Here is a 19,144-nt window from a genome sequence, read left to right as displayed (position 1 = left end):
ATCACTATGCGCGAGAGCCGGCCCGTGGTGGGAAAGGCCACCATCATCGAGTGCGGCGAACGCGTGCTGACGTGCGCATGACCTGACGCTGAGGTCCACCCGGCAGTGACCGACGAAAGTTCGGCCCCTCAGCCTGCCGCGCGCACGGTCGGCGGCAAATCCGGATTTCCGATCTTGTTCGGGGGTCAGCTCGATGGGTCAACCGGCGATGGCGAGATGGCGGCAGATGACGTTACGTCAGAAAGCTCCAGGGGTCTCGAACCCCTTTAATTCATTGGATCCGTAGCCGGACGGTATCTGGGTCGACGAGCGTTACGCCGGCGGCAGTGCGCACGTGCAGCTTGCAGCCGGTGGGATCGCCCCGATCGCTGGGCCACCACACACCCCAGAGACCTTTCCTCGCCGTCGCGGTCACTCGCAGGCCATTCGTCAGTACGACGTCGACGCCGGTCACAGCGGGGCCGCTCAGGCCGTACATCTGGAAGGCTTGGATGCCGCCGGGCGATGTCTCCGAGATGCCGCCGAGCACCAACACAGCATTGCCTTGCGGCTTGGCGAACGGTTTGTCGGAGACGGTGGCCTGCATGAGGTTGAGGCCATTGAATCCCTTGGCTTTTAGACCGGACAGGGCGATCAGCGGATCCGAGGAGGTGCCGCTGCCCAGCGCAACATCGACGCAGTAGGTGAAACCGCCGCGCCGATCGACCAGCACCTCCCGGCGAGCCGCGGCTTTCGGGCGCGCCGGGACGCCTCCGACGCCCACCCCGCCGACGCCGAGGTCGCTGCACTTCGAGGCCCAATTCTCGATGTCCTCATTCGGAGCGGTCAGGGGTGGAGCGGCCTGTGGAACGGCTGTCCAGGCGGCATAGGTCGGCGGCGGCGGGTCGGGATAGACGGCGAACGCAACGACGCCGGTAGTGACGACTACTGCGGCGAAGGCACCGGCGAGGGCGATGCGGCGGCTGCGAGTCACCACAGTTGTCTGCGATGCCTGCTCAACTAGCAGTCGCCGGATATCGGCCTGGCGCTGTGGGTCCAGGCGGGTTCGCAGATCGCTCATGACATCTCCCGTCGCTGTGCTGACGCGGTCCTTGGGCAGGCCGCGGGATGAGGTGTATTCAGGGCCTCTGTCTCGGCCCCGAGCCGGGACCGTGCCCGGGACAGCCGCGATCGGACGGTGCCGACTGGTACGCCGAGCGCTACCGCCGCCTCGGCGTAGGAGAGGCCCTGCCAGACGCAGAGCAACAGCACGTCCCGGTCGGGCGGCCTCAGTCGATCGAGGGCCGCCCGCAACTGGGCCAGGTGCCGCTCGTCATCGAGCCGGCCGGCGACCTCGTCGGCATGGTCGGGAGTGGCCGGCGCGGGTGTCAGCCGCTCCAGCGCCCGCCGATGCCGCAGCGAGGTCCGCCAGCGATGCTGCATGGTTCGACGTGCGATGCCGTACAGCCACGGCAAGGCGTTGCCATCAACCAGCTCAACCTCGCCCCGCCGGCGCCAGGCCTCGAGGAACACGATGGAGACGACATCATCGGCGGCGTCGCTCGAGCCGGTTCGGCGGGCACAGAAAGCCCGAACGGCTTCCCCGTGCCGGTCGAAGAGCACACCGAAGCACTCGGGCTCGCCCTGGCGTGCGCGCTGCCACAACTCGCCGTCATCGGCCCGGGTCATGTCCGCCCTTTCCCTCACACCCTCTTATGGCCGCTACGCCCGTCGAGTTCCATAGGAATACCCGACAAGGCGGTCATCACCAAGATCACGAGTTCGCCTTCTCGCCGGCGCCTGGCGCGCCACTGCGGCCGAACCTTGTTGATCTCGCGGTTCGGCTGGTCGCCACTCCCTGCAGCCCTCTCTCCAGCGCCACGTCAGCCCCGACCGGGAACTCGCCGCCATCGTGCGGCAATTCAGCGCTGAGGAAGATCCTGAGCTGTCGGCACCCCCGGGGAGGCGGGGCCTCAGCGCGGCCAGCGCCGGCGGGCGGGAACCTCCCGTACCGGGATCTCTGAGGGGTGAAGCGGGCGGTCGACGATCGGCCGGACGGTCCAAGGCGATATCCGATCCCGCTCGTGTTCTTCGGTAAAGCGGGTGGCCTGCCCGTTCTCGCCAGCACCGTCGAGAGCCGCGATCACCTCCGTGATCAGCACGTCGAGGCGGTTGCTCTCCGCCTCTGCCGCCAGGAGCCGTTCATGCGTGGTGACCGCGCCATGTCCGCACCACTGACGCAATAGCTCGTGGCGGGGTCGCTCCCAGCGTCGATACTTCTCGTACTCCCACTCGGGCGGCGACCACTCCTTCTCACGCGTCAATACATTGAGCTTGTCGGACCCGTGCTTGCATTTGCGCCGACAGACGGCCTCCTCCTCGATGACGGTCGTCAGGACCGGCGTCGGATTGGCCCGGCAGGCCCGTTCAGCGATGAGCAGCGTCCCGGCCGGGGAGACCATCTTCGTGAGGTCGAGGTCGAACCACTCCACGCCGACGAGAACCTCGTCGATCGGGCAGTCAACGATCTCGGCGAGTCTCGCAGCGTCATGGACAGCGGTGGCGCACGACACGGGCGACCACTCGATCTCCGCGACATCCTCAGGAATCAACAACCGGTAGGCCTGCTCGACGCATGCCTCCTCGGTGTCATCGAGCTGCCGATCATCAATGCGATGCCAGTGGGCCATCAACTCGTCGTAGGCGGCGACCTCGGCCCACGGGACCCGCAACCGATTCCCCGTCACGTTCTCGACGCGTGAGGCTGGGTCGTCAACGAACTCAATATCGAGGCGGGCGCTGTTCTTCTTGGGCGTCACCGTCAAGATTCGTACGCGTTGCGACGCGGCGTCATCACGCGTCCGATAGACCCATTCGTCTCCCACGACGAAGCGAGAGGCATCGAAGCCCATCTGGTGTCCTCCCGGGAAGGCCGGACTGTGCCGAGCGGTAGCGGATCGGTCAGTCGCGGCAGCAGACGTCGTGCCGCCTCGCGTGTTAGGTGCTGGGCCACAGTTCCCAGGTGCCGCGTGGGCCGCTGCGCACCTCGGCATCGGGAAACCGGGCCTTGGCCTCGTTGAGGCGGACGAGAACGTCATCGATCTTTCCGGCCGGCACCACTGCCAGTGGCTTGGGTCGGGTGACAGCCTTCTTCGCCTTGGGTGGGTCCGGGGCGAAGATCTCTCTCAGCATCGGTGGCAGCATGGCCCGCCACTGCTCCCCGGTGAAGTCCGGCAGGGCCAACGATCCGCCCCACCGATGCTCCAGTTGGTAGGCGGTGCATGCCGAACACCGTTGCCACCAGCCAGGCATCAGCCGCGCGAGCGTTTCGGCGGTCGAGCCGGCGGGAGGGTCGGGCCGGAAGAGGCACAGTGAGAGGGCGTATTCGTGCCACTGGGAGGGGGCCTGACACTCGGAGCACATGCTGGCGGGCGCTGGTGGCCGCATCGCCAGTAGCGTTGTGAACCGCTTCCGCTGCCTTGCCTTGTGCAGTTCGCGCAGCGTCGGATGTCGCCAGAAGGTCGTGTGGGAGCTCAAAGATGACGAACGCCGTTCCGCTGGGTAGTAGCCGGCGTGGTCAACGACGTCCTCGGGGTCGCCGATCTTGCTGCGCAGGTCCCGGGCGGCCGTCTGCCGCTCGGCCACGCGGCGCTCTGCCGCATTTTGCTGCTCGCGGCTGGCTGGTGCGGCGAGGATGTGAGCGAAGAAGGCGGCATCGGCCTCCGTTCGCATCAACTCAAGGCGGAGGTTCTCGCGTTCCTTGCTGTACAACTCGGCTGCACGCGCAGCCCGCTGTTGCTTCTTCGCTTCGTGGCGGCGATCGCACTCAGCGAGGAACTCCTCCGCGCTGGTCTCCGGATCTTGGTGCGCCTCCCGCTGCGGCACACCGTTGTCCCATTCGCCGAGGATCGCCCACCGCCGGTCATGCTCCTGCTGTGCTCGGCCCTCCTGCCACCAGTCCCACTCACGCTCCACGTGGCCCATCGTGAGCTGGGCCAGTTCACGGAGCAGATCGGCTGGGCTGCTCCGGCCGTCCGCGATGCGGGTCCAGGTGACTCCGTTGGGAGCTATCACCTGCACCGCGTCGGAGTCGGCACGCCGGCCGTCGGTCATGCTCACCATCCAAGGCATCGGTCACGAGCCAGTCGTGGGCTTGTCTATCGAAACGTCGACCAACGTCGGTGCTATCAGGGTCGAGCCCAGTCGCGACGGACTGAATGTCCGCACGATTAGAAGCCGGAATCGGCAGAGCTGAACAGGTGGTGCCTCGGTTGGAGGCTCGCGCGCCCATTTCGGCTGCTGGAGGCGCCGCAGGTGCGCAGGATCATGCGTGGGCCCTGCGGCCTCGGGCTCACGACGCTCTGAGTGTGTCGCCGTCCTTCGAGATCAACCTGGCGGTGTGCCTGGTTCGGTCAGCCGCGCCACCGCCAGGCTTGTGGATTGCCGCGCATGCCGTGGTGCCACGTCTTCTCGTAGGCGAGGATGTCGGCGTACTGGTTGCGGGTCTCCTCCGAGCGGTACGCCTTCTCCGGCTTGGTCGCGCTCCACTCGCCCATGAAGGGCGCCAGGTCTCTGGGACGCGGTTCCATGTCGAAGTCCACCTCGGCGAGCGCAGCCGGGTTGATCGTGGGGTCGAGCCGGTCAGCTTCCTTCCTCGCCCAACTCGCCCAGCGACCGAGATTCTGGCCACCGCCAGCGCCTTCTGGGGCGGAGGCTTCGAGCGCGGCGCAGAAGCTCCGGATGGCGTCCGCAGCTACCCAGTTGTCGAACGCGGCACGGAAGCGGTCCGTGCGAAGCTTCTCAGTCGCCCGGACCGTGGCAGCTGTCTTGGTCTGCTCCCACTGGGCACGTTCTTCGGCCTTCTGCCGCTCCCAACGCTCCTCCTCTTCCCTGCGACTACGCTCCCACTCCTCGTGCTCGCGCTGGTCGGCCAGATACCCGGCCTCCACGTCCTTCAGGATCTTCTGGACACGAGTCTCAAGCAGGCTGCGCTTGTCGTCGGTCCAGGTGTCCGAGTTGCCGTGTCCGGAACGATTGACCTCAAGGACAAGACGGCCGCTGGGAACACGATCAAACTCGGGCAGCGGTGTCCATGGTTGCCGCCTCTTGCGCCGCTGCTCGTCATCAGTGAGGACGTGCGGCACCTTGTCGTACTCCTCGCTGATCCTCACCGCGCGCTGGGACTTCTCCAACCGCAGCGACAGGGTGGGCCGCGCGCCCTTGGTGTTGACGACCAGCCGGTGCCCGCGGCTGCGGGCCGCCGCGGTGAACAGGCGTACGAACTCCAACGCCCGAGGCAGCAGGTCGGCCGATACGGCGAGCGCGGCCGGGTTCTTCCGCAGGGCGGCGACGATCTCGTCGTCGACCGTGAGCTGGTGTTGTGAGGCGATCCGGAAGGCGTCCCATCCGGTGCTGGCGCCGTTGGCCGTGTCGTAGAGCCTGACGACGATGTCCCCGCGGCTCCGACCGGTGTGTCGGAGCTCGTGTCCGTCCGGAACAAGCTTGTGCTGCTTCGCTGCGTGGATGGCACGCCGGTATCGCGCCCGGGTCTGCTCGTTCGGCTCATTGACGCGTACGACCCCGTCACCGTGTGCCAGTTGGTCGACCAGTTGCTGCGCCAGGACCATGGTCGCCGAGGTCGTGCCATCGGTGCTTGCTGCTGCGGGCTGCTGTCGGGGGACGGGTGCCGCCTTGCTTTTCCGCCGGGTCGTTGACGGGCTGACATTGTGAGCGGGGTCCTCGGGGTGGTACCCGTGCTGAAGGTAGAAACGGCCTGCCTCCGTGACGGTCGCCCGCCACGTTCCGTCCTTACGCGTGACGTTCAGCAAGTGGCGGTTCTGTAGAGCACGCGCGGACGTTCGATGTGCGGCACCCTCCGGGGTGCTGAGGTCATCCCCGTCGGCAATCCGACGCAAGAGGTTCACCTGGCGCTCGTTAAGCCGGTCCCAGCGCTGCATCAGACAACCGTGCCTGGTGGCGACAGTCAGCGCAACGATATGTACCAGGGGCGGCAGGATGTCTGGTCATCCGCGTACGAGTTAGCTAAAGTGCCGCGCTTAAAGGGCTGCAGCGGTCCGGTCGAGGGCAGGCTCGGTGAGTGCCCCGCTGATCTGCGTGAATCGGCGGTGGGCAAGGGGTGCCTCGGTGCGTACGAGGACGGACAACTAACGGGGCGTCGGCGGGCAGAGGCCTTTCTCAATCCGCCAGGGTGGCTCGCCACTCGGTGACCAGTCGCGCTACCTCGGGGTATCGATCTTCGGCTGCCGCGCGGGTGGCGTGGGTGGCAAGTCGGGCTTGGGTCGGGGTGCCTCTCCAGCCGTGTGGGGAGTCGAGCAGGTGCCAGATGGTGCGGCCGAGGGTGTAAACGGTGGTCCGTTGGTCGATGACGGCGCCGCGGACGAACTCTTCTGGGGCCATGTAGCGGCGGGATCCGGGCAGGCGGTCGGCGTCGAGGACGAAGGGGCCGGGGCGATACTCGTCCAAGTCGATCAGCCACATCTTGCGAGCGTTGAAGTCGTAGAGGAAACAGCCGTCGTACAGGTCGACCGCGACGTGGCTGGCCGCTGCGACGGCCTCGTGCGCGTCGAGGATCGTGGTGATCGCCGCCTTGACGTCGGGGAGGGGCAGCTGTTGGAACCGGGTAAGTGCGGCTCGGTCCGAGCCGTGTGTGGTGGCGTGGTTGAGTACTGACCCGTCGTGCCAGGGGTAGACCAGCACTGGCCCGTCAGGGCTGTTGAGGATCTGCTCGGGGCGGACGATCGCTGGGTGCTGAACCGCGGCGTGGAATCGCCTGGCCCGGAACAGTGAGACGCGGGCCGGCGCGGTGGTGGCCTTCTTGACAAACCAGCGGCGCCCGGCATTCTCGACGCCGTAGGACAGGCATCCCGAGTCTTGGTCGTTGAAGACCGCGAACGCGGACGCGAGCGGCAGGTCGGACATCTTGGCGAACCTACGCCCCCACGTGGCCGTCAGGTCCTTCGCTTGTGCCGGTCCGCCGGCAGATGCCCGTCTGCTCCCGCGGACCAGGCGGGTTCGCGGTGGTTGGTGGCGGCTTCGATGAGTGCTGCCGGTACACGTGCAGCGAGTTGTTCCGCCTGGTTGAGGGTGCGCGTCCCGGTCCGGCGGAATGCGTCGTAGTCGTACAGCAGATCCGTGAGCTGCTTGCCCGGCCAATGACGTAGAGCTTCCGCCACCTCGGGCAGCCGCAGGGGCGCCTGCGGCTGCCGCCGAACGACTAGAAGCCGAGCTGCGCATGAGAGCACGGACAGAACGTGGCGGGCGGCGTCCTCGCGCTGGGTACTGCTGTCGTGTCTGACGCTGAGGCCGTTCTCGGCGATGTGGTGAAGCGCAGCGATGTCGTCAGCAAGATTGGTTGCTGCTGGAGTTGTGGTGTGCGTCAGGCCCGCGCCTGCGATCACGGCGGTGTCGAGGCCAACGCGGTCCAGCGCTACCCGCATCGTCATGTCGTGCAGAGCACCGAGGCTGCGGCCGGCGCCAGCGTGTCCGCCGGTGAGATGCAGCGAGGCCCGTATGCCGTGAAGCTTGGAGGCTTCGACCACAATTCCGTTGATCTTGACTGCTGTTCGTGAGGTCGCAGGGAGGTTCCAGGCGACGAAGTTGACGTCGCTCCAGCCGTCGATGAAGTCGCCGCGGGCGGCTGATCCGCATAGTCCTACGCCCGCTTCAGGATGCCCGGCGATGGCGGCCTGAGCCTCCGTTGCCACCGCAGTCACGAGTTTGCTGAGGCTTCGGCTGAATGGGAGTGGCCCTGCCGAACGCCAGGCGATGATGGCGAGGGCGCGGTCCAGGATCTGCTGGAACTCAAGGTGAGTGGCCGCTCGTCGGGCGGCGGGGGCGTCAAGCCAACGAGCTTGGACGAAGCCCTCGTCTCGGGCTGGCGTTGTGGTGGTGGTCGCGGTGGTGAAGAGGAACCAGTCGACGGTCTTTGCCGCAGGCGAGCCGTCGTTGTCGGTGAAGACGTACTTCTCCTGTCCGAGATACGCGCCGTACTGAGTACCGGTCAGACCGGCCTCTTCGGCCACCTCCCGCACGGCTGCCTGCAGGGGTGCCTCGCTCGGCTCGAGGCGACCCTTCGGGGCTACGGTCTGTCGTTCGCCGTTCCCCCGGACCTGATCCAGAAGCAGGATCGAAGGAGCGCCCAGATCGTTCGTCGTGACGACGGCGCCGGCGGAGGCGTATCGACGAATCATGGCCGGGTTCCTCCGGGTGGCTGCCTGGGTGGATTCAAGCGCGTCGCGGAGACGAGCTGAACGGTCCTGCGGGGCAGGACCGTTTATTGGTGCCTGGCATCCCATTACGCCCTGGGGCGGGCATCCCAACTCGCGGGCTTCTACTCAGGCGGGACGATGGTCGAGGCCATAGGTGTTCCACCACGACGGTCGGTGCCTTCGAAGGGCTCCTGCGACTCGGGTCAGTAGCAGCCAGTTACCGTTCAGTGTCAGTGCCGCGTCCTCCGGCCTGCTGGCGAGCAGCCGGTCGACGGCCGCGACCATGTCGGGGACCGCCCTGCCGGACGTGTCGTCCTTGAGCATGTGGAAGACGATGTTGACGTACGTGTCGGGTTCCCATTCCCATTGGGAGCCGTCGTCGTCCTCGGCGTCGTAATAACCGTTCCTGCCCGCATAGACGCTGACGGTGTAGCCGGACTCGTCACCGAGGTCAGCGCCGAGTAGTCGGGGGTATCCGGGCAGAGTTGACTCCTCGACGTGCCCAGGAGCCGCGATCTCGGCCACATGTTCCAGCGGGATGTCACCCGCCAGCGTCAGTCGGTACTCGATACCCACGTGCTGCCTGCCTTCTCAGTCTCGTCGGACGATCTGAATGATCTCACCGCTGCGGGTCAGCGCTGCGAGTTCTTTGAGGTGGTGGATGGGCCAGTCGTCGAACTGCTTCTGCAGGGTGCCGAGGTCGCCACGCCAGTCCTGCAGGTTGAGCATGATCCGTTGGGTCTGCTGGCTGGCCACCTTCCCCGACACTTCCGTCCAGACCCCACGCGCGGCTTTCGCAGGGGTCGGTGAGTAGCAGTCGAAGACATGGCCTTCGATCAGGTAGTCCGGGTCCTTGTCCGGCTTCCCGCCGTCGCCCGTGTTCCGCCGCGCCTCGGCGATCTCCTGCCTGGTCGGGTTCTGGTGCAAGCGGTAACCCTTGCCGGCGACCGTGTCGGCACATGCGTTCTCCAACTCCAACGCCCGCTGCACCCTCTGATCCGCCCGTGGCGGAATTTTGGTTCGGGGCCCGGTGGGTGATCCGCCGAGGACGCCGGTCGGGTGCCGGCTCCACGGCGCGGGGTTGCGGTCACCGGAGGCATCGCCGCCGGAGGCGGGAGGCGGCGGGTTCGGATTGGTGGTGGCAAGAGGAGGCGGGCTGGCCGGTCTGGGACTGCCAGCCCCGATCAGTTTCCCGAGGACCCGATCTGCCGTGCTTCAGTGATCGCGGCTTCGATGAGTTGCCGAGTGGTGCTGGTGCGCTGGACTACCAGTACCAGGACCTGCTTGATGCTTTCCAGCGCCTGTAGCAGGGGTCCGGGCTGCCCGCCCTGAAGGATCATGGTGACGAGCCGCTGTGCCTCGCCAACCTGAGCGATAGTCGCTGCCGTCGCGTCCCGGGCGCTGTCCACCGCCGCCTGGACGGGTGTCAGCCCGGCGATCGTCTCCTGCGGAGTCGCCCCATGCGGAACGGCCGCGGTTGCCTTCGTCGCCTCGCCGATTGAACCGCCGAGGCTGCCCAGGCCGCTTTGAATATCGGTGATCGCACTGCGCACTCGCGTCACGCCCACCGCCACCGCGGCGAAGCCAGCGCCCGCGGCTCGCAGGGCCACCTCCTGTGCCTGGCTGTTGGCTGCGGCTGCCAACCCCTGCGCGCGCTCGGTGCCTGCCGCCAGGGCCCGGAGTTCAGCGGTGACCTTCTCGATGTGCGACACGTGGCCGACTCCCCAATCGAAGACTGTGATGGTGTCCGGCAGCCGAAACTACCGGGGTATCCGGGAGGCCCACCAGACATCGGCAGTCGAAGAAACTCGGCCCCAGTCATGACGTGGGTCGGCGGTGGAACCTCGACATAGCTGGCGGGTGAAAGTGGATCTCCTTCGAGGCTCTGGCGCAACAAGCGGTCGACCCTCGCTCCGTAGCCTCGGGCTACCCCTGGGTCCTGGTGCCGATGATGACCTCGGTGCGGACGAGTTCATCGAACAAGCCGGTGGGGCTGTACTTGATGAGGGCGTCTCGAAGGTCGGCTTCGAATGCCGCCTTGTCTGGTCCTAGTTGGGCTGGGCTGCTGTAGGAGTAGGAGAACTGGAGCCCAATGACCTCGTCTAGGGTCCGCGTAACGGTGCGATCCCAGGTGTGGATCTCGAGATGCCGGAACGTTGACCGGGCGAGGACATCCTGGTGGCGTTCTGTGGGGTGCTGGTAAGTACCGCTACCGGCACGCCGGCCGGGACCGAGGTAGCGGGTCCGTACCTCGGTGATGACATCGGTCCAGGGGGCCGGTTCGATGTCACCCGGTGCGCCACCGGAGGCGAGGACAACGGCTCCAGCAGGCTCAACGATCTTCTCGAGGTCGCGCAGGGTCTGGTGCCGGTCGGTCCAGTGAAACGACGCACCCATGACGGTGAGCAGGACTGGGCCGATGTTCATCGCGGGCAGGGTTGTGGAGTCGCCGAGCAGCCGGGTGACGTTATCAATGCGCTGCGCCTCGGCGAGTGCACGGCCCTCCTCCAGCATGCCGGCCTCCGGGTCGACGGCAATGACCTCGCCGACAAGCGCCGCGAGCGGCAGCGCGATCGTGCCCGTGCCGGTCCCCAGGTCCAAGACGCGCTGAGTACCGGCGAGGCTGAAGCGCAGGCGAAGTTGCTCGTACATGGCGGGGTCGTAGCCGGGCCGATATTTGGCGTAGTACGGGGCAGTGGAGATGAACAGTTGGTTGGGCTGCTTCGGCATGGGCACGTTCTCCTTGTCGGTCCGCATGCTGGGCTTTAAGAGGCTGGTCGTGGGTGTTGAGCGGAGAGGCCCGGAGGGGCCCGATTTCGGCCTGTCAGACTGATGGCTGTCTGTCCATGCTCACCATGAGCGCAAGGATGCCGTGATGGAATTCCGACCGATCGAGCGCGACTTCGAGTCATTTCAGCAGTCGGTGACCGCCGACGAGATCGAGGCGGTCTGCCGGCGGGTTTTCGGTGCCGACGCGCACGTCGTGTCGGCCATCGAGTTGGGCTCGGGGATGTACAACAACACCTATCGGGTCGTCGTAGCGGGGCGGGAGCGGCCGGTAGTGCTGCGGGTCGCCCCGGAGCCGGACAAGCAGTTCCGTAGCGAGCGGCAGCTGATGCGAAACGAGTTCGCCAGTGTGCCTTGGCTGACCGTGCTCGCGCCGCTGATGCCGCAGGTCATCGCCGCGGACTGGTCCCACGAGGTGATCGCCCGAGACTATCTGGTGCAAACGTTCCTTGATGGCGTTCCCGCTCCGGATCGTCTCGGCGCCTACCCCCGATCGTCCTGGCCTGGTTTCTTCCGACAGTTGGGCACGATCGCTTCCCGAGTTCATGGGGTGCGGGGACCATCCTTCGGTCCCGTCGCAGGTCCGGCGTTTGCGACGTGGAGCCAGGCAGTGGCGGCCTCGTTGTACGACATTGCCGCCGACCTCGACGACGTGGGCTTGGACGCTGCCGACGTGCGTAGGGTTGCTGCGGTGGCAGGTCAGCACTGCGGCGTCCTCGACGAGATTACCGAGCCGCGAATGCTTGCGGGCGACCTGTGGACTGTCAATGTGATGCTCGACCCCGTCGCCGACGAGCTGACCATTACCGGAGTGCTTGACCTGGACCGCACATGGTGGGGTGACCCGGCTGCGGACTGGACGATCCGCATGGCCGCGGCGAAGCCAGGCACCGAACGTGACGCGTTCTGGGACAGCTACGGGCACCCGGATCGCTCCGCGGCTGCCGTGTTGCGCTCGCTGATCTACGAGGCGCGGCACATCGGTGCCATCCGCCTGGAGCGTCATCGACTCGGCAAGGCCGACGGTGTCCAAGGCACCTTCGAAGCCATGGCCGCCGTGTTGGCCGAGCTCACCTGAGAGTGCCCCGAGGAGGCCAACCGGCGGTTGCTGTGACAAGCACCCGGTACAGCAAGTGAGCGGTCGGAAGGCGGCTTCGGGCCTCCGCCTGGAGACCCGCCAGCGCGCGATCCCCGTCCGGGTCGCCCAGATCCAGCGCTGTTCGGTAGATCCGCAGGTAGGCCTCGGTCCAGTCGGGCCGTTCGGTGCACTCCACATCGACGAATCCGGCGTGAGCAAGAACTCGGGGCCAGTCGCTGAAGCGGTGCCGCTCGGGTAAACGACTGTCACCCGATTGCCGTGGATGCCAGCCGGTGAGGACGAGACGTCCTTCGGGACGGAGGATCCGCCGCGCTTCGACAGCGGCTGCGGCCCGATCGCGGGCATACTGCAAAGCATCAACGGAGATCGCCGAGGTTACGGCGTGGTCGGCAAGTCCCGTGGCGCTCAGGTCGGCCACCACGAAGTGGGCGTTCGCCTGCATTCCGAAGGTTGTGGCACGTTGCCGTGCCAGGGTTGTCGCGACCGGGGAGAAGTCGACGCCGACCAGGGTGGCACCTGTGGTGCGGGCCAGCCACAGGCCAGGGCCGCCGCGCCCACATCCTAGATCGGCGAGGATCGCGCCCTCATCGATCGCGAGTTGCTGTCGGATGTGGTGGAGGAGGTTGGCGGAGAGGAAGGAGAACGGTTCGATCTCCGACGGCAGTGCCGGGTCGACCATCCGTACCACTCTGGCGAAGCCCTTGCCGTTACGGGCCTCGCTCCGGAACAGTTCATCGAACTCATCCGCCAGGGGCGATGCGGAGTGCCCCCGCTCGAGTGCAGGTCCACTGGGCATGGTCATCGCGCCTTCCGACCCGCCAAGTGACGAGAGAGTTGGTGATGTGGTGACCCGCCGTGGGCGTCCTCCGGGTCGATCGTGATGGTGATTCCGCCAACTATTTGCTCCGCGCGATCATCGACGCTCTTCCGGTCTGCGCCCGTGACGAGGAAGTAGCCGAGACGTCCACGATTTGCCTGAGCCGGTCCTACGACATCGCCGACCGCGACGCGCAGCCGTACGTCCGGAATCCCGGTGCCGGGTTCGGGGAGGCCGGCGACCGAACGAAGACGCCCGGCTGTCGGACTGGTCAGGAACCGTACGGCGGCATGGCGGCGACGGGTGGCGGTGAGCTCGACTGGGCGGCCGAGCGCGACGTCCAGCAGCGCCGACCACGGATCCACGCCAAGGGCATGGTGGATGAGGAAACCGATCTGGCCGGCCCCGACGCGGGCACCGATTTCGATCACGGCGCACCTGCCGTCCGAGCCGAGGATCATCTCGGTGTGCGAGGCGCCGTTGCGGATGCCGACGGCGTCGATGGCGCGCTCCACCTGCTGGTAGACGGCCTGCTTTACCGCAGGTGGAAGGGTTGCCGGCAGGCTGTGGCCCACCTCCACTCGGCGCGCTCCGGCCGTGACGTTCTTACGGGTGACGCAAAGGTGTGTCGTCGTTCCGGCCTGCGTCAGCGACTCGACACTGTACTCGGCGCCCTCGACGTATTCCTGGACGAGGACGCGCGGGTCGAGTGGCATGCCGTACATGCCGCTAAGGGTGCGGGCGGCCCGCCAGGCACCGGTGGCAGCAGCCGCCTCGCGGACGACCGTCACGCCGGCGGAACCGGCGGCGTCGCTGGGCTTGATGACGCAGGGGAAGTTGACCTGACCCGTGGTGCATCGGTGGCGGAGATTCTCCTCGTCGTCGACGACGAGGGTGTGCGGGGCGCTGACGCCGTGGCGGGCGAAGGCCTGACTCATCGCGATCTTGTTACGGGCGGCGTTGGCTCGGGTCGGATCGTTGCCGGGCAGACCGAGTGCGGCGCTCGCCTGAGCGAGCAGCGGGGTCAGGTATTCATTGGTCGTCAGTACCGCGTTCGCGCCAATTCGGCTCGCGTATTCGATGACGTCGCTGAGGGCTTGCTCGGCGTGGGAGAAGTCTGTCTGCAGAATGCCGGACCAGCGTCGGCAAAGGGCGGGACCGTAGGCGGCGTGCTGATCAGGCATGACGGCGGCATGAGTCTCGTAGCCACGGGTGGCCGCAGCATCGGCAAGGGCACCTGCCTCGGGCCCGCCCGGCTCAAGCAGCAGAATGCGCGGGGTGCGGCTCACAGGTAGTCCTCGAGCTGACCGCTGCGGTGGGTGTCGAGGGTGAAGCAGTGGAACCCGCCGCCAAACAGCCGTCGGTGTCGGTGCCGTACTGGGATGGCGGTGAAGCCGTTGGCGTCGAGGGTCTTGAGCAGGCCAGGGCAGTCCTCGTTCACCAGAACGGTGTCCGGGTCGACGGACAGGACGTTGAGATCGATGTAGGGGCTGGTGAGGACCAGGTCGGCGTCGTCGTAGGCGGGGAATGCGCCGGGGTCGGGTTGCGGTGGAACGATGAACTCCCATGACCTCAGTGGTGCGGGCAGTTGGTCACGGATTCCGTCGTGGCGGGCGAGGAACACACCGGGCTTCAGAGCCAGGAGCATGCTGTCGATGTGGTTGTCGGCCATCCGGTAGACCCGGTGAAGCCGGTAGCGGTCGTCGAGGTGCCGATCGAGCCAGTCGACTGCGATCCGGTGGTTGTCGTGGGCGATGTTGACTACCAGGTCAAGGCCGAGACGTAGAACCTGGGCGCCGTCCAACATCATCTCGAGCCCCACGTCGTACGGGCTTGGTCGGGCGTCGGCGATCGGTTCGGTTGGGCCGCCCAGGGTGGTGGAGCTGTCCCGGGCGTAAGAGAGGTCGAAGGACTTATCGGTGAGAGTGGGTCGCGGCATCGTCGTCCACCTGGCTCCAGCCTCGTAGTAGTGGCGGAAGACAGGGGCCAGTAGACGGGTCTCCAGGTAGCGGGAGCGGATAGCGGGTGGCGTTTCGATGATCTCGTCACCGAGGATGAGGGTGTTGTCGCGGATGTTCAGGGCCGGTGTGGGCGCGGCCTGCCATCCCAGACCGGCAATGGGTTCACTGTCGGGTGGCAGCGATAGCGGCCGGTGCACCGTGACGCCGAGACCGGCGAGGGTAGCGGCCAGGCCCTCGACGTCCTCATGGAGTTCCGCGGTGTAACGGCGGCTGATCTCCCACCTGTGCCCAGGGTCTCCATTGCCAGCCGGGGCCAGGCGGGGATAGGCCCAGTCCGATCTGAAACCCCCCAGATTGTCGTGGTGGAAGAGCTCAAAGGTGACGTCGCGGTCGTGACTGAGGTAGTTGGCTGCGGATCCCACGATGATCTCGCGCAGCGGTGTGAAGTCGTCGTGGCTGTTCAGTTTCATGATGAACCACCTTGTGTGCGTGGATCGGGCGCTGGTCGGGAAGCCGCCGTGCCCGTCATCGGAGGTTGGCTGCCCTGGGCAGGCGGTGCTGCTCTCGCGACCGACCACGGCGCGCGTAGAGCACCGTCTCGCCGGCGGTGAGTTGCAGGCTGCGCTGTTCGCTCCAACCGGCGAAGCGGTACTCGTCCGGGCCGACCGGCGTCAGGGCGAAGACGCGACCGGCGGCGGTGAGCGTCAGCCGTCCGTCGAGCTCATCGACCCGTGCGAGCTGTGGTGGACCGTCCAGCGGCTGGTCGTTTTCGAAGTCAGTGAAGCCACGGGGAACATGCGCTGTGTGCGGCAGCGTGACCCGGCAGGGGACCGGCGGCGGCGTCGGTCGGTTGAACAGAATGTCTGTGTCGGCGAAGGCGGCCTGCCAGGTCGTGGGGAACAGTGCGGCCAACTCGGCGGTGAACAGGGCGTCGATCACTGCATGTATCCGGGTGACTGGGCCGGTGTTGCGCACCAGGTGCTGCCGAGAGAAGTCCCCGTACCAGAACTGCCCGGGCTGCCAGCAGTGCTCGACGCCGTCGAGGACGAGCACCGCATCCTCGTGGGTCACCAGCGGGATGTGCAGCCGTACGAGGCCCCGGGGAAGGGCGTACTTCGGATCTCGGTGTGGCCGCGAAGTGGCGCCAGGGCCAAGTGCCATCAACCGTACGGCGTTGAGTGGGGCTGGGATCGCAGCGAGGATCTCGCGTAGATAGGGCAGACGCCGTAGCCACATGGTGGGAGCGAAGTCGACCGGACCGGGGCCGCCGGGATCGGTGCGTTCTGCGTCGCCACCGGGGCTTCGGAGCGGCAGGACTCGCCAATCGATCGTGGCGGCCGCGCCGATGTCGCCGCCGGTCGCGTGGATGCGTTGGTGCTGCCATCGGTGGCCGGTGACATCGCCCAGTTCACAGGCGAGCCGGTCGGCGTCGAAGGACGGAGTGAGCCTCGCAGCATCGGCAAGCGCGGGGCGCTCGGATGGGAGCATTGATGACCTCCTCGAATTCGAATGTCAGGCGAGGTACCGGCGGGAAGCATCGAAGCTGTCACGGCCGCGGTTAGCCTCAGGCGTGTCCGCGAAAGCGGGAATCGAGCCCGTCCCAGATCGCTTGGTGCTCGGCTTCCTCGCCGTAGGCGACGCAGAAGAGGAAGTGGGCACCCTCGGCCCCGACCGGGATGATCGGCATCGAGACGATGACACCGGTGCGGGTGACAGGGTCATAGCCGTACCCGAGCTCGTCGACTGCCTTCAAGAAGGTGTCGGCGTCGGGAACGGCCCAGGTCGGGGCGGTGTGGTATTCCACCACCGACCGCCGTGGGGCCGCCGCAGTGTTGACGATGCGATGAGCGATGACCTGATAGATGTGCAGTGAGCCGGACACCTGTGCGTTGACCTCGGTGAACAGCACTCGCCCATCGACGGTGACGATCGCGTCCGCGCTCAGGTGGCCGCGGTAGCCCAACGCGCGGTAGGTGTCGGCCAGCCGTCCCCCGCCCCGCAAGAGCTGTGAACGGACGCCGTCGTCCACGCCGCGCAGCGGCACGATCTGGTGGCTCAGGCGCCGCCCGACGTACAGCAGCTCCCCGGACTCGGTGGGCCGTGTCCCCTCACTGTCGGCGCAGTGCTCGGAGTAGATGGACCTGGCCTCCGGGACGAACTCCTCAATGACGACGGGGAAGCGCTCACGCGCCGAGGCCCAGTCCCAGCGTTGACGCCAGTACGCCTCGACCGTCTCCCTGCCACCGTCGGCAAGGTGGTAGAGGTGACGGGCACCGACGTGGTCGGAGGCGAGTCGTGGATCACAAAGCAGGAGCTGGTTGCCGACACCAGCGCCGTTGTGCGCTTGTTTCACCACGAGGGCGCCCGCCCCACCCAACAGGGATACGGTCGCGTCGACCGCTTCGCCGCCGCTACGACAGACCGCGCCCGCGGGAGTCGGCACTCCGGCGCCGGCAGCGAGAGCTCGGAAGGTCGCTTTGTTGTTGACCAGTTCTCCGCCTCCCTGAGCGAAGAAGTCGCTGCCAGCGAAGCGGGCGCGGACGCCCAGGGCGGCGGCGAAGCGTGCCACGGACGCCGAAGGCCACAGCGCGAAGATCTCGTCGACACGCTCTGGGCCGTCGTCACCGAGCGCGCCGCGGACGGTCTGGAGGAAGTCGTCTCTGATCAGGGTCTCGGGGTCGAGTAGCAGTCCGGCGTGGCTACCGGCTGGCGGGATCAGGATGCGCAGTGCCTGCGGGTCCACACCAGTGAAGGAGGTCGCGTAGTGCAGAAACTGCGGATCGGGATCGTCGCTGAGCACGATCAGGTCGCCGTCGCGGGCGAACCATAGGACGCGCTGCGTCCATGCGCGCAGGTCCTTGCGGTCTCGGATGGCGGGGTCGATGTGGTTGCCGATGAGAATCCTCATGCTCGCTCCCAGGTAGCGCGGCGCTGTAGGTGGTCGCTCCGTCCGGCGAGTGGGCCGTTGTCGGCGAGTGCGGGCCGTCAGGGGTGGATCGTCAGAGGTGGGAGGTGGCCGGCAGCGACTCGAAGACGCGCATGGTCGCGGTGCGACGACGAAGCGGTTCTCCAGCGAGCCGGAGCCGCATCGGGTGCTGCAGCAGTCCGTTGACCAGTACGCGCAGAGCCATCTGGGCGGGCACCGTGCCGATGCACGCGTGGGCGCCCCATCCGTAGCCGAGATGTCGTCCCTGCCTGCGGTCGAGCAGGAGACGTTCCGGCTCCGGAAACTGCGCCGGGTCATGGTTGGCGGCGGCGAAGAGGAGCAGGACTTTTGCGCCCGCGCGTACGGTGACATCGCCGATCTTGGTGGTCGAGGTCGTGATTCGGCTCGTGCCCTGCACCGGCCCGTCGTAGCGGACTAGCTCGTCCACACCGGTACGTAGGACGGCCGGATCGCGCATCTGATCCAGTACTTGCGGATACCGCATCAAGGTGTGCGCGGCGTTGCCGACAGCGGCGACCATCGTGCTGTATCCGCCCTGGAACATCACCCGGGCGGTGTTGCGCACATATTGAGCGAGATCAGCGTCGGACAATGGACTAGCATGCCCCCGGACGTGGGACAGAACGCCGGGCCGACCAGAGGCGGCAAACCAGGTCTCGACCATCGCACTCAACTGCTGGCGGGCGATCCTGCCTGGTTCGGCAGTCGTTGGATCCAGGTCGGCGTCCATGCTCCGCATGATCGCGTCCGACGTCTGGGCGAAGGAGTGCACGTCGGGTTGGTCGACGCCGAGAAGGTCCGAGATGACTGCTACCGCCATCGGTGCAGCGATTTCGGTCATCACGTCGAACTTCACGCGACCGTTGATCTCGTCGAGACAAGCGGCCATGACCCGTCCGGCTCGCCGCTCGACAGCGACCAGGTCCTGGGCATGCAGCGCGTTCATGAACAGGCTGCGTACCTGCGACTGCTCCGGCGGATCCAAGGACTGCACGCTCAGGCTTGGCTGCGGCACGGTACCCCCGGCGCGGCGTGGGTCGCGGGCGAAGAGTTCATGGTCGCGCAGCACGGTCACGCAGTCGTCGTACCGGGTCAGCGCCCAGGAGCGCATGCCCTCGTGCCAGAAGACCGGAGTGGACCGTCGCAGAGTGGCGAAAACCGGATACGGATCGGTCAGCGTCGACGGATCCAACGGGTCGTAGGTGGTCAGGGACACTGGGCAACCCTCCTGACAGTCCGGATCGGCTGGAGATCGGGCCGGGGCTGGCGCAGGCCGGCCCCGGCCTCGCCTATCCAGATCAGTGGTCGTAGGACATGGTCGACCTC

The 19,144-nt window shown here is 66.9% G+C and carries 18 protein-coding genes; 1 reads left to right on the top strand and 17 read right to left on the bottom strand.

The genetic code is table 11. From position 1 onward, the window contains the following. Positions 1-271 precede the first annotated feature (271 nt). From AB0I89_RS26070 to AB0I89_RS26020, 11 genes are all read right to left on the bottom strand, one after another. The gene (locus AB0I89_RS26070) at positions 272-1,060 is read right to left on the bottom strand and encodes a hypothetical protein (RefSeq protein WP_357131936.1); all 789 of its coding nucleotides are present in this window, start codon (positions 1,058-1,060) and stop codon (positions 272-274) included. Continuing rightward, positions 1,057-1,668, bottom strand: coding sequence for an RNA polymerase sigma factor (locus tag AB0I89_RS26065; protein WP_357131933.1), 612 nt, complete (start codon positions 1,666-1,668; stop codon positions 1,057-1,059). Before AB0I89_RS26065 ends, AB0I89_RS26070 begins: the two co-directional genes overlap by 4 nt. Before the next feature lie 284 nt (positions 1,669-1,952). Further along, complete coding sequence (locus AB0I89_RS26060) at positions 1,953-2,891, bottom strand: hypothetical protein (protein ID WP_357131930.1); 939 nt, start codon at positions 2,889-2,891, stop codon at positions 1,953-1,955. Positions 2,892-2,976: 85 nt separating this feature from the next. Then, a complete protein-coding gene (locus AB0I89_RS26055) occupies positions 2,977-4,092 on the bottom strand; it encodes a hypothetical protein (RefSeq protein WP_357131927.1) in 1,116 nt (371 codons plus the stop codon). Positions 4,093-4,391: 299 nt separating this feature from the next. Next, positions 4,392-5,936: a hypothetical protein gene (locus AB0I89_RS26050; RefSeq protein WP_357131924.1), complete on the bottom strand. Its 1,545-nt coding sequence runs from the start codon at positions 5,934-5,936 to the stop codon at positions 4,392-4,394. A gap of 238 nt (positions 5,937-6,174) precedes the next feature. Next, positions 6,175-6,918 (bottom strand): serine/threonine protein kinase, encoded by a 744-nt coding sequence (locus tag AB0I89_RS26045; RefSeq protein WP_357131921.1) that lies wholly within the window; start codon positions 6,916-6,918, stop codon positions 6,175-6,177. A 29-nt stretch (positions 6,919-6,947) separates the two neighbouring features. Next, on the bottom strand, positions 6,948-8,189 hold the full coding sequence (locus AB0I89_RS26040; RefSeq protein WP_357131918.1) for an NUDIX domain-containing protein: 1,242 nt from the start codon (positions 8,187-8,189) through the stop codon (positions 6,948-6,950). 144 nt (positions 8,190-8,333) lie between these two features. Then, positions 8,334-8,783, bottom strand: a complete 450-nt coding sequence (locus AB0I89_RS26035) for a SitI3 family protein (RefSeq protein ID WP_357131915.1) — start codon at positions 8,781-8,783, stop codon at positions 8,334-8,336. Between the two features lie 15 nt (positions 8,784-8,798). Further along, positions 8,799-9,197, bottom strand: coding sequence for a hypothetical protein (locus AB0I89_RS26030; protein ID WP_357131912.1), 399 nt, complete (start codon positions 9,195-9,197; stop codon positions 8,799-8,801). Positions 9,198-9,391: 194 nt separating this feature from the next. Further along, entirely contained in the window at positions 9,392-9,919 is a 528-nt protein-coding gene (locus AB0I89_RS26025) for a DUF6244 family protein (RefSeq protein ID WP_357131909.1), read from the bottom strand. Positions 9,920-10,133: 214 nt separating this feature from the next. Next, entirely contained in the window at positions 10,134-10,964 is an 831-nt protein-coding gene (locus AB0I89_RS26020; RefSeq protein WP_357131906.1) for a class I SAM-dependent methyltransferase, read from the bottom strand. Between the two features lie 118 nt (positions 10,965-11,082). On the opposite strand from AB0I89_RS26020, the gene AB0I89_RS26015 reads away from it, so the two are divergent. Further along, positions 11,083-12,072 (top strand): aminoglycoside phosphotransferase family protein, encoded by a 990-nt coding sequence (locus tag AB0I89_RS26015; protein ID WP_357131903.1) that lies wholly within the window; start codon positions 11,083-11,085, stop codon positions 12,070-12,072. On the opposite strand, the gene AB0I89_RS26010 is transcribed toward AB0I89_RS26015, so the two are convergent. The 6 genes from AB0I89_RS26010 to AB0I89_RS25985 all read right to left on the bottom strand — a co-directional run bounded on the left by AB0I89_RS26010 (position 12,065) and on the right by AB0I89_RS25985 (position 19,034). Further along, positions 12,065-12,895, bottom strand: a complete 831-nt coding sequence (locus AB0I89_RS26010) for a methyltransferase domain-containing protein (RefSeq protein ID WP_357131900.1) — start codon at positions 12,893-12,895, stop codon at positions 12,065-12,067. The two genes, AB0I89_RS26015 and AB0I89_RS26010, sit on opposite strands and share 8 nt — an antisense overlap. Continuing rightward, the gene (locus AB0I89_RS26005) at positions 12,892-14,199 is read right to left on the bottom strand and encodes an ATP-grasp domain-containing protein (protein WP_357131897.1); all 1,308 of its coding nucleotides are present in this window, start codon (positions 14,197-14,199) and stop codon (positions 12,892-12,894) included. Before AB0I89_RS26005 ends, AB0I89_RS26010 begins: the two co-directional genes overlap by 4 nt. Further along, positions 14,196-15,341, bottom strand: coding sequence for a glycine amidinotransferase (locus AB0I89_RS26000; protein WP_357131894.1), 1,146 nt, complete (start codon positions 15,339-15,341; stop codon positions 14,196-14,198). Before AB0I89_RS26000 ends, AB0I89_RS26005 begins: the two co-directional genes overlap by 4 nt. A 55-nt stretch (positions 15,342-15,396) precedes the next feature. Next, positions 15,397-16,359: an aspartyl/asparaginyl beta-hydroxylase domain-containing protein gene (locus AB0I89_RS25995; RefSeq protein WP_357131891.1), complete on the bottom strand. Its 963-nt coding sequence runs from the start codon at positions 16,357-16,359 to the stop codon at positions 15,397-15,399. A gap of 76 nt (positions 16,360-16,435) precedes the next feature. Next, positions 16,436-17,779, bottom strand: coding sequence for a hypothetical protein (locus AB0I89_RS25990; protein WP_357131888.1), 1,344 nt, complete (start codon positions 17,777-17,779; stop codon positions 16,436-16,438). A 91-nt stretch (positions 17,780-17,870) separates the two neighbouring features. Then, positions 17,871-19,034, bottom strand: a complete 1,164-nt coding sequence (locus AB0I89_RS25985; RefSeq protein ID WP_357131885.1) for a cytochrome P450 — start codon at positions 19,032-19,034, stop codon at positions 17,871-17,873. Between the last annotated feature and the right edge of the window lie 110 nt (positions 19,035-19,144).

Origin of the sequence: Micromonospora sp. NPDC049801 (assembly GCF_040656575.1) — a bacterium.
Lineage (GTDB): Bacteria > Actinomycetota > Actinomycetes > Mycobacteriales > Micromonosporaceae > Micromonospora.
Note: the sequence above shows the minus strand (reverse complement) of the source record. Positions and strands in the feature narration are given on the sequence as shown.

Coding starts and splice junctions, on each gene's coding strand:
- AB0I89_RS26070 (WP_357131936.1), bottom strand. CDS start 1,060: ATGAGCGATCTGCGAACCCGCCTGGACCCACAGCGCCAGGCCGATATC.
- AB0I89_RS26065 (WP_357131933.1), bottom strand. CDS start 1,668: ATGACCCGGGCCGATGACGGCGAGTTGTGGCAGCGCGCACGCCAGGGC.
- AB0I89_RS26060 (WP_357131930.1), bottom strand. CDS start 2,891: ATGGGCTTCGATGCCTCTCGCTTCGTCGTGGGAGACGAATGGGTCTAT.
- AB0I89_RS26055 (WP_357131927.1), bottom strand. CDS start 4,092: ATGACCGACGGCCGGCGTGCCGACTCCGACGCGGTGCAGGTGATAGCT.
- AB0I89_RS26050 (WP_357131924.1), bottom strand. CDS start 5,936: ATGCAGCGCTGGGACCGGCTTAACGAGCGCCAGGTGAACCTCTTGCGT.
- AB0I89_RS26045 (WP_357131921.1), bottom strand. CDS start 6,918: ATGTCCGACCTGCCGCTCGCGTCCGCGTTCGCGGTCTTCAACGACCAA.
- AB0I89_RS26040 (WP_357131918.1), bottom strand. CDS start 8,189: ATGATTCGTCGATACGCCTCCGCCGGCGCCGTCGTCACGACGAACGAT.
- AB0I89_RS26020 (WP_357131906.1), bottom strand. CDS start 10,964: ATGCGGACCGACAAGGAGAACGTGCCCATGCCGAAGCAGCCCAACCAA.
- AB0I89_RS26015 (WP_357131903.1), top strand. CDS start 11,083: ATGGAATTCCGACCGATCGAGCGCGACTTCGAGTCATTTCAGCAGTCG.
- AB0I89_RS26010 (WP_357131900.1), bottom strand. CDS start 12,895: ATGACCATGCCCAGTGGACCTGCACTCGAGCGGGGGCACTCCGCATCG.
- AB0I89_RS26000 (WP_357131894.1), bottom strand. CDS start 15,341: ATGAAACTGAACAGCCACGACGACTTCACACCGCTGCGCGAGATCATC.
- AB0I89_RS25995 (WP_357131891.1), bottom strand. CDS start 16,359: ATGCTCCCATCCGAGCGCCCCGCGCTTGCCGATGCTGCGAGGCTCACT.
- AB0I89_RS25990 (WP_357131888.1), bottom strand. CDS start 17,779: ATGAGGATTCTCATCGGCAACCACATCGACCCCGCCATCCGAGACCGC.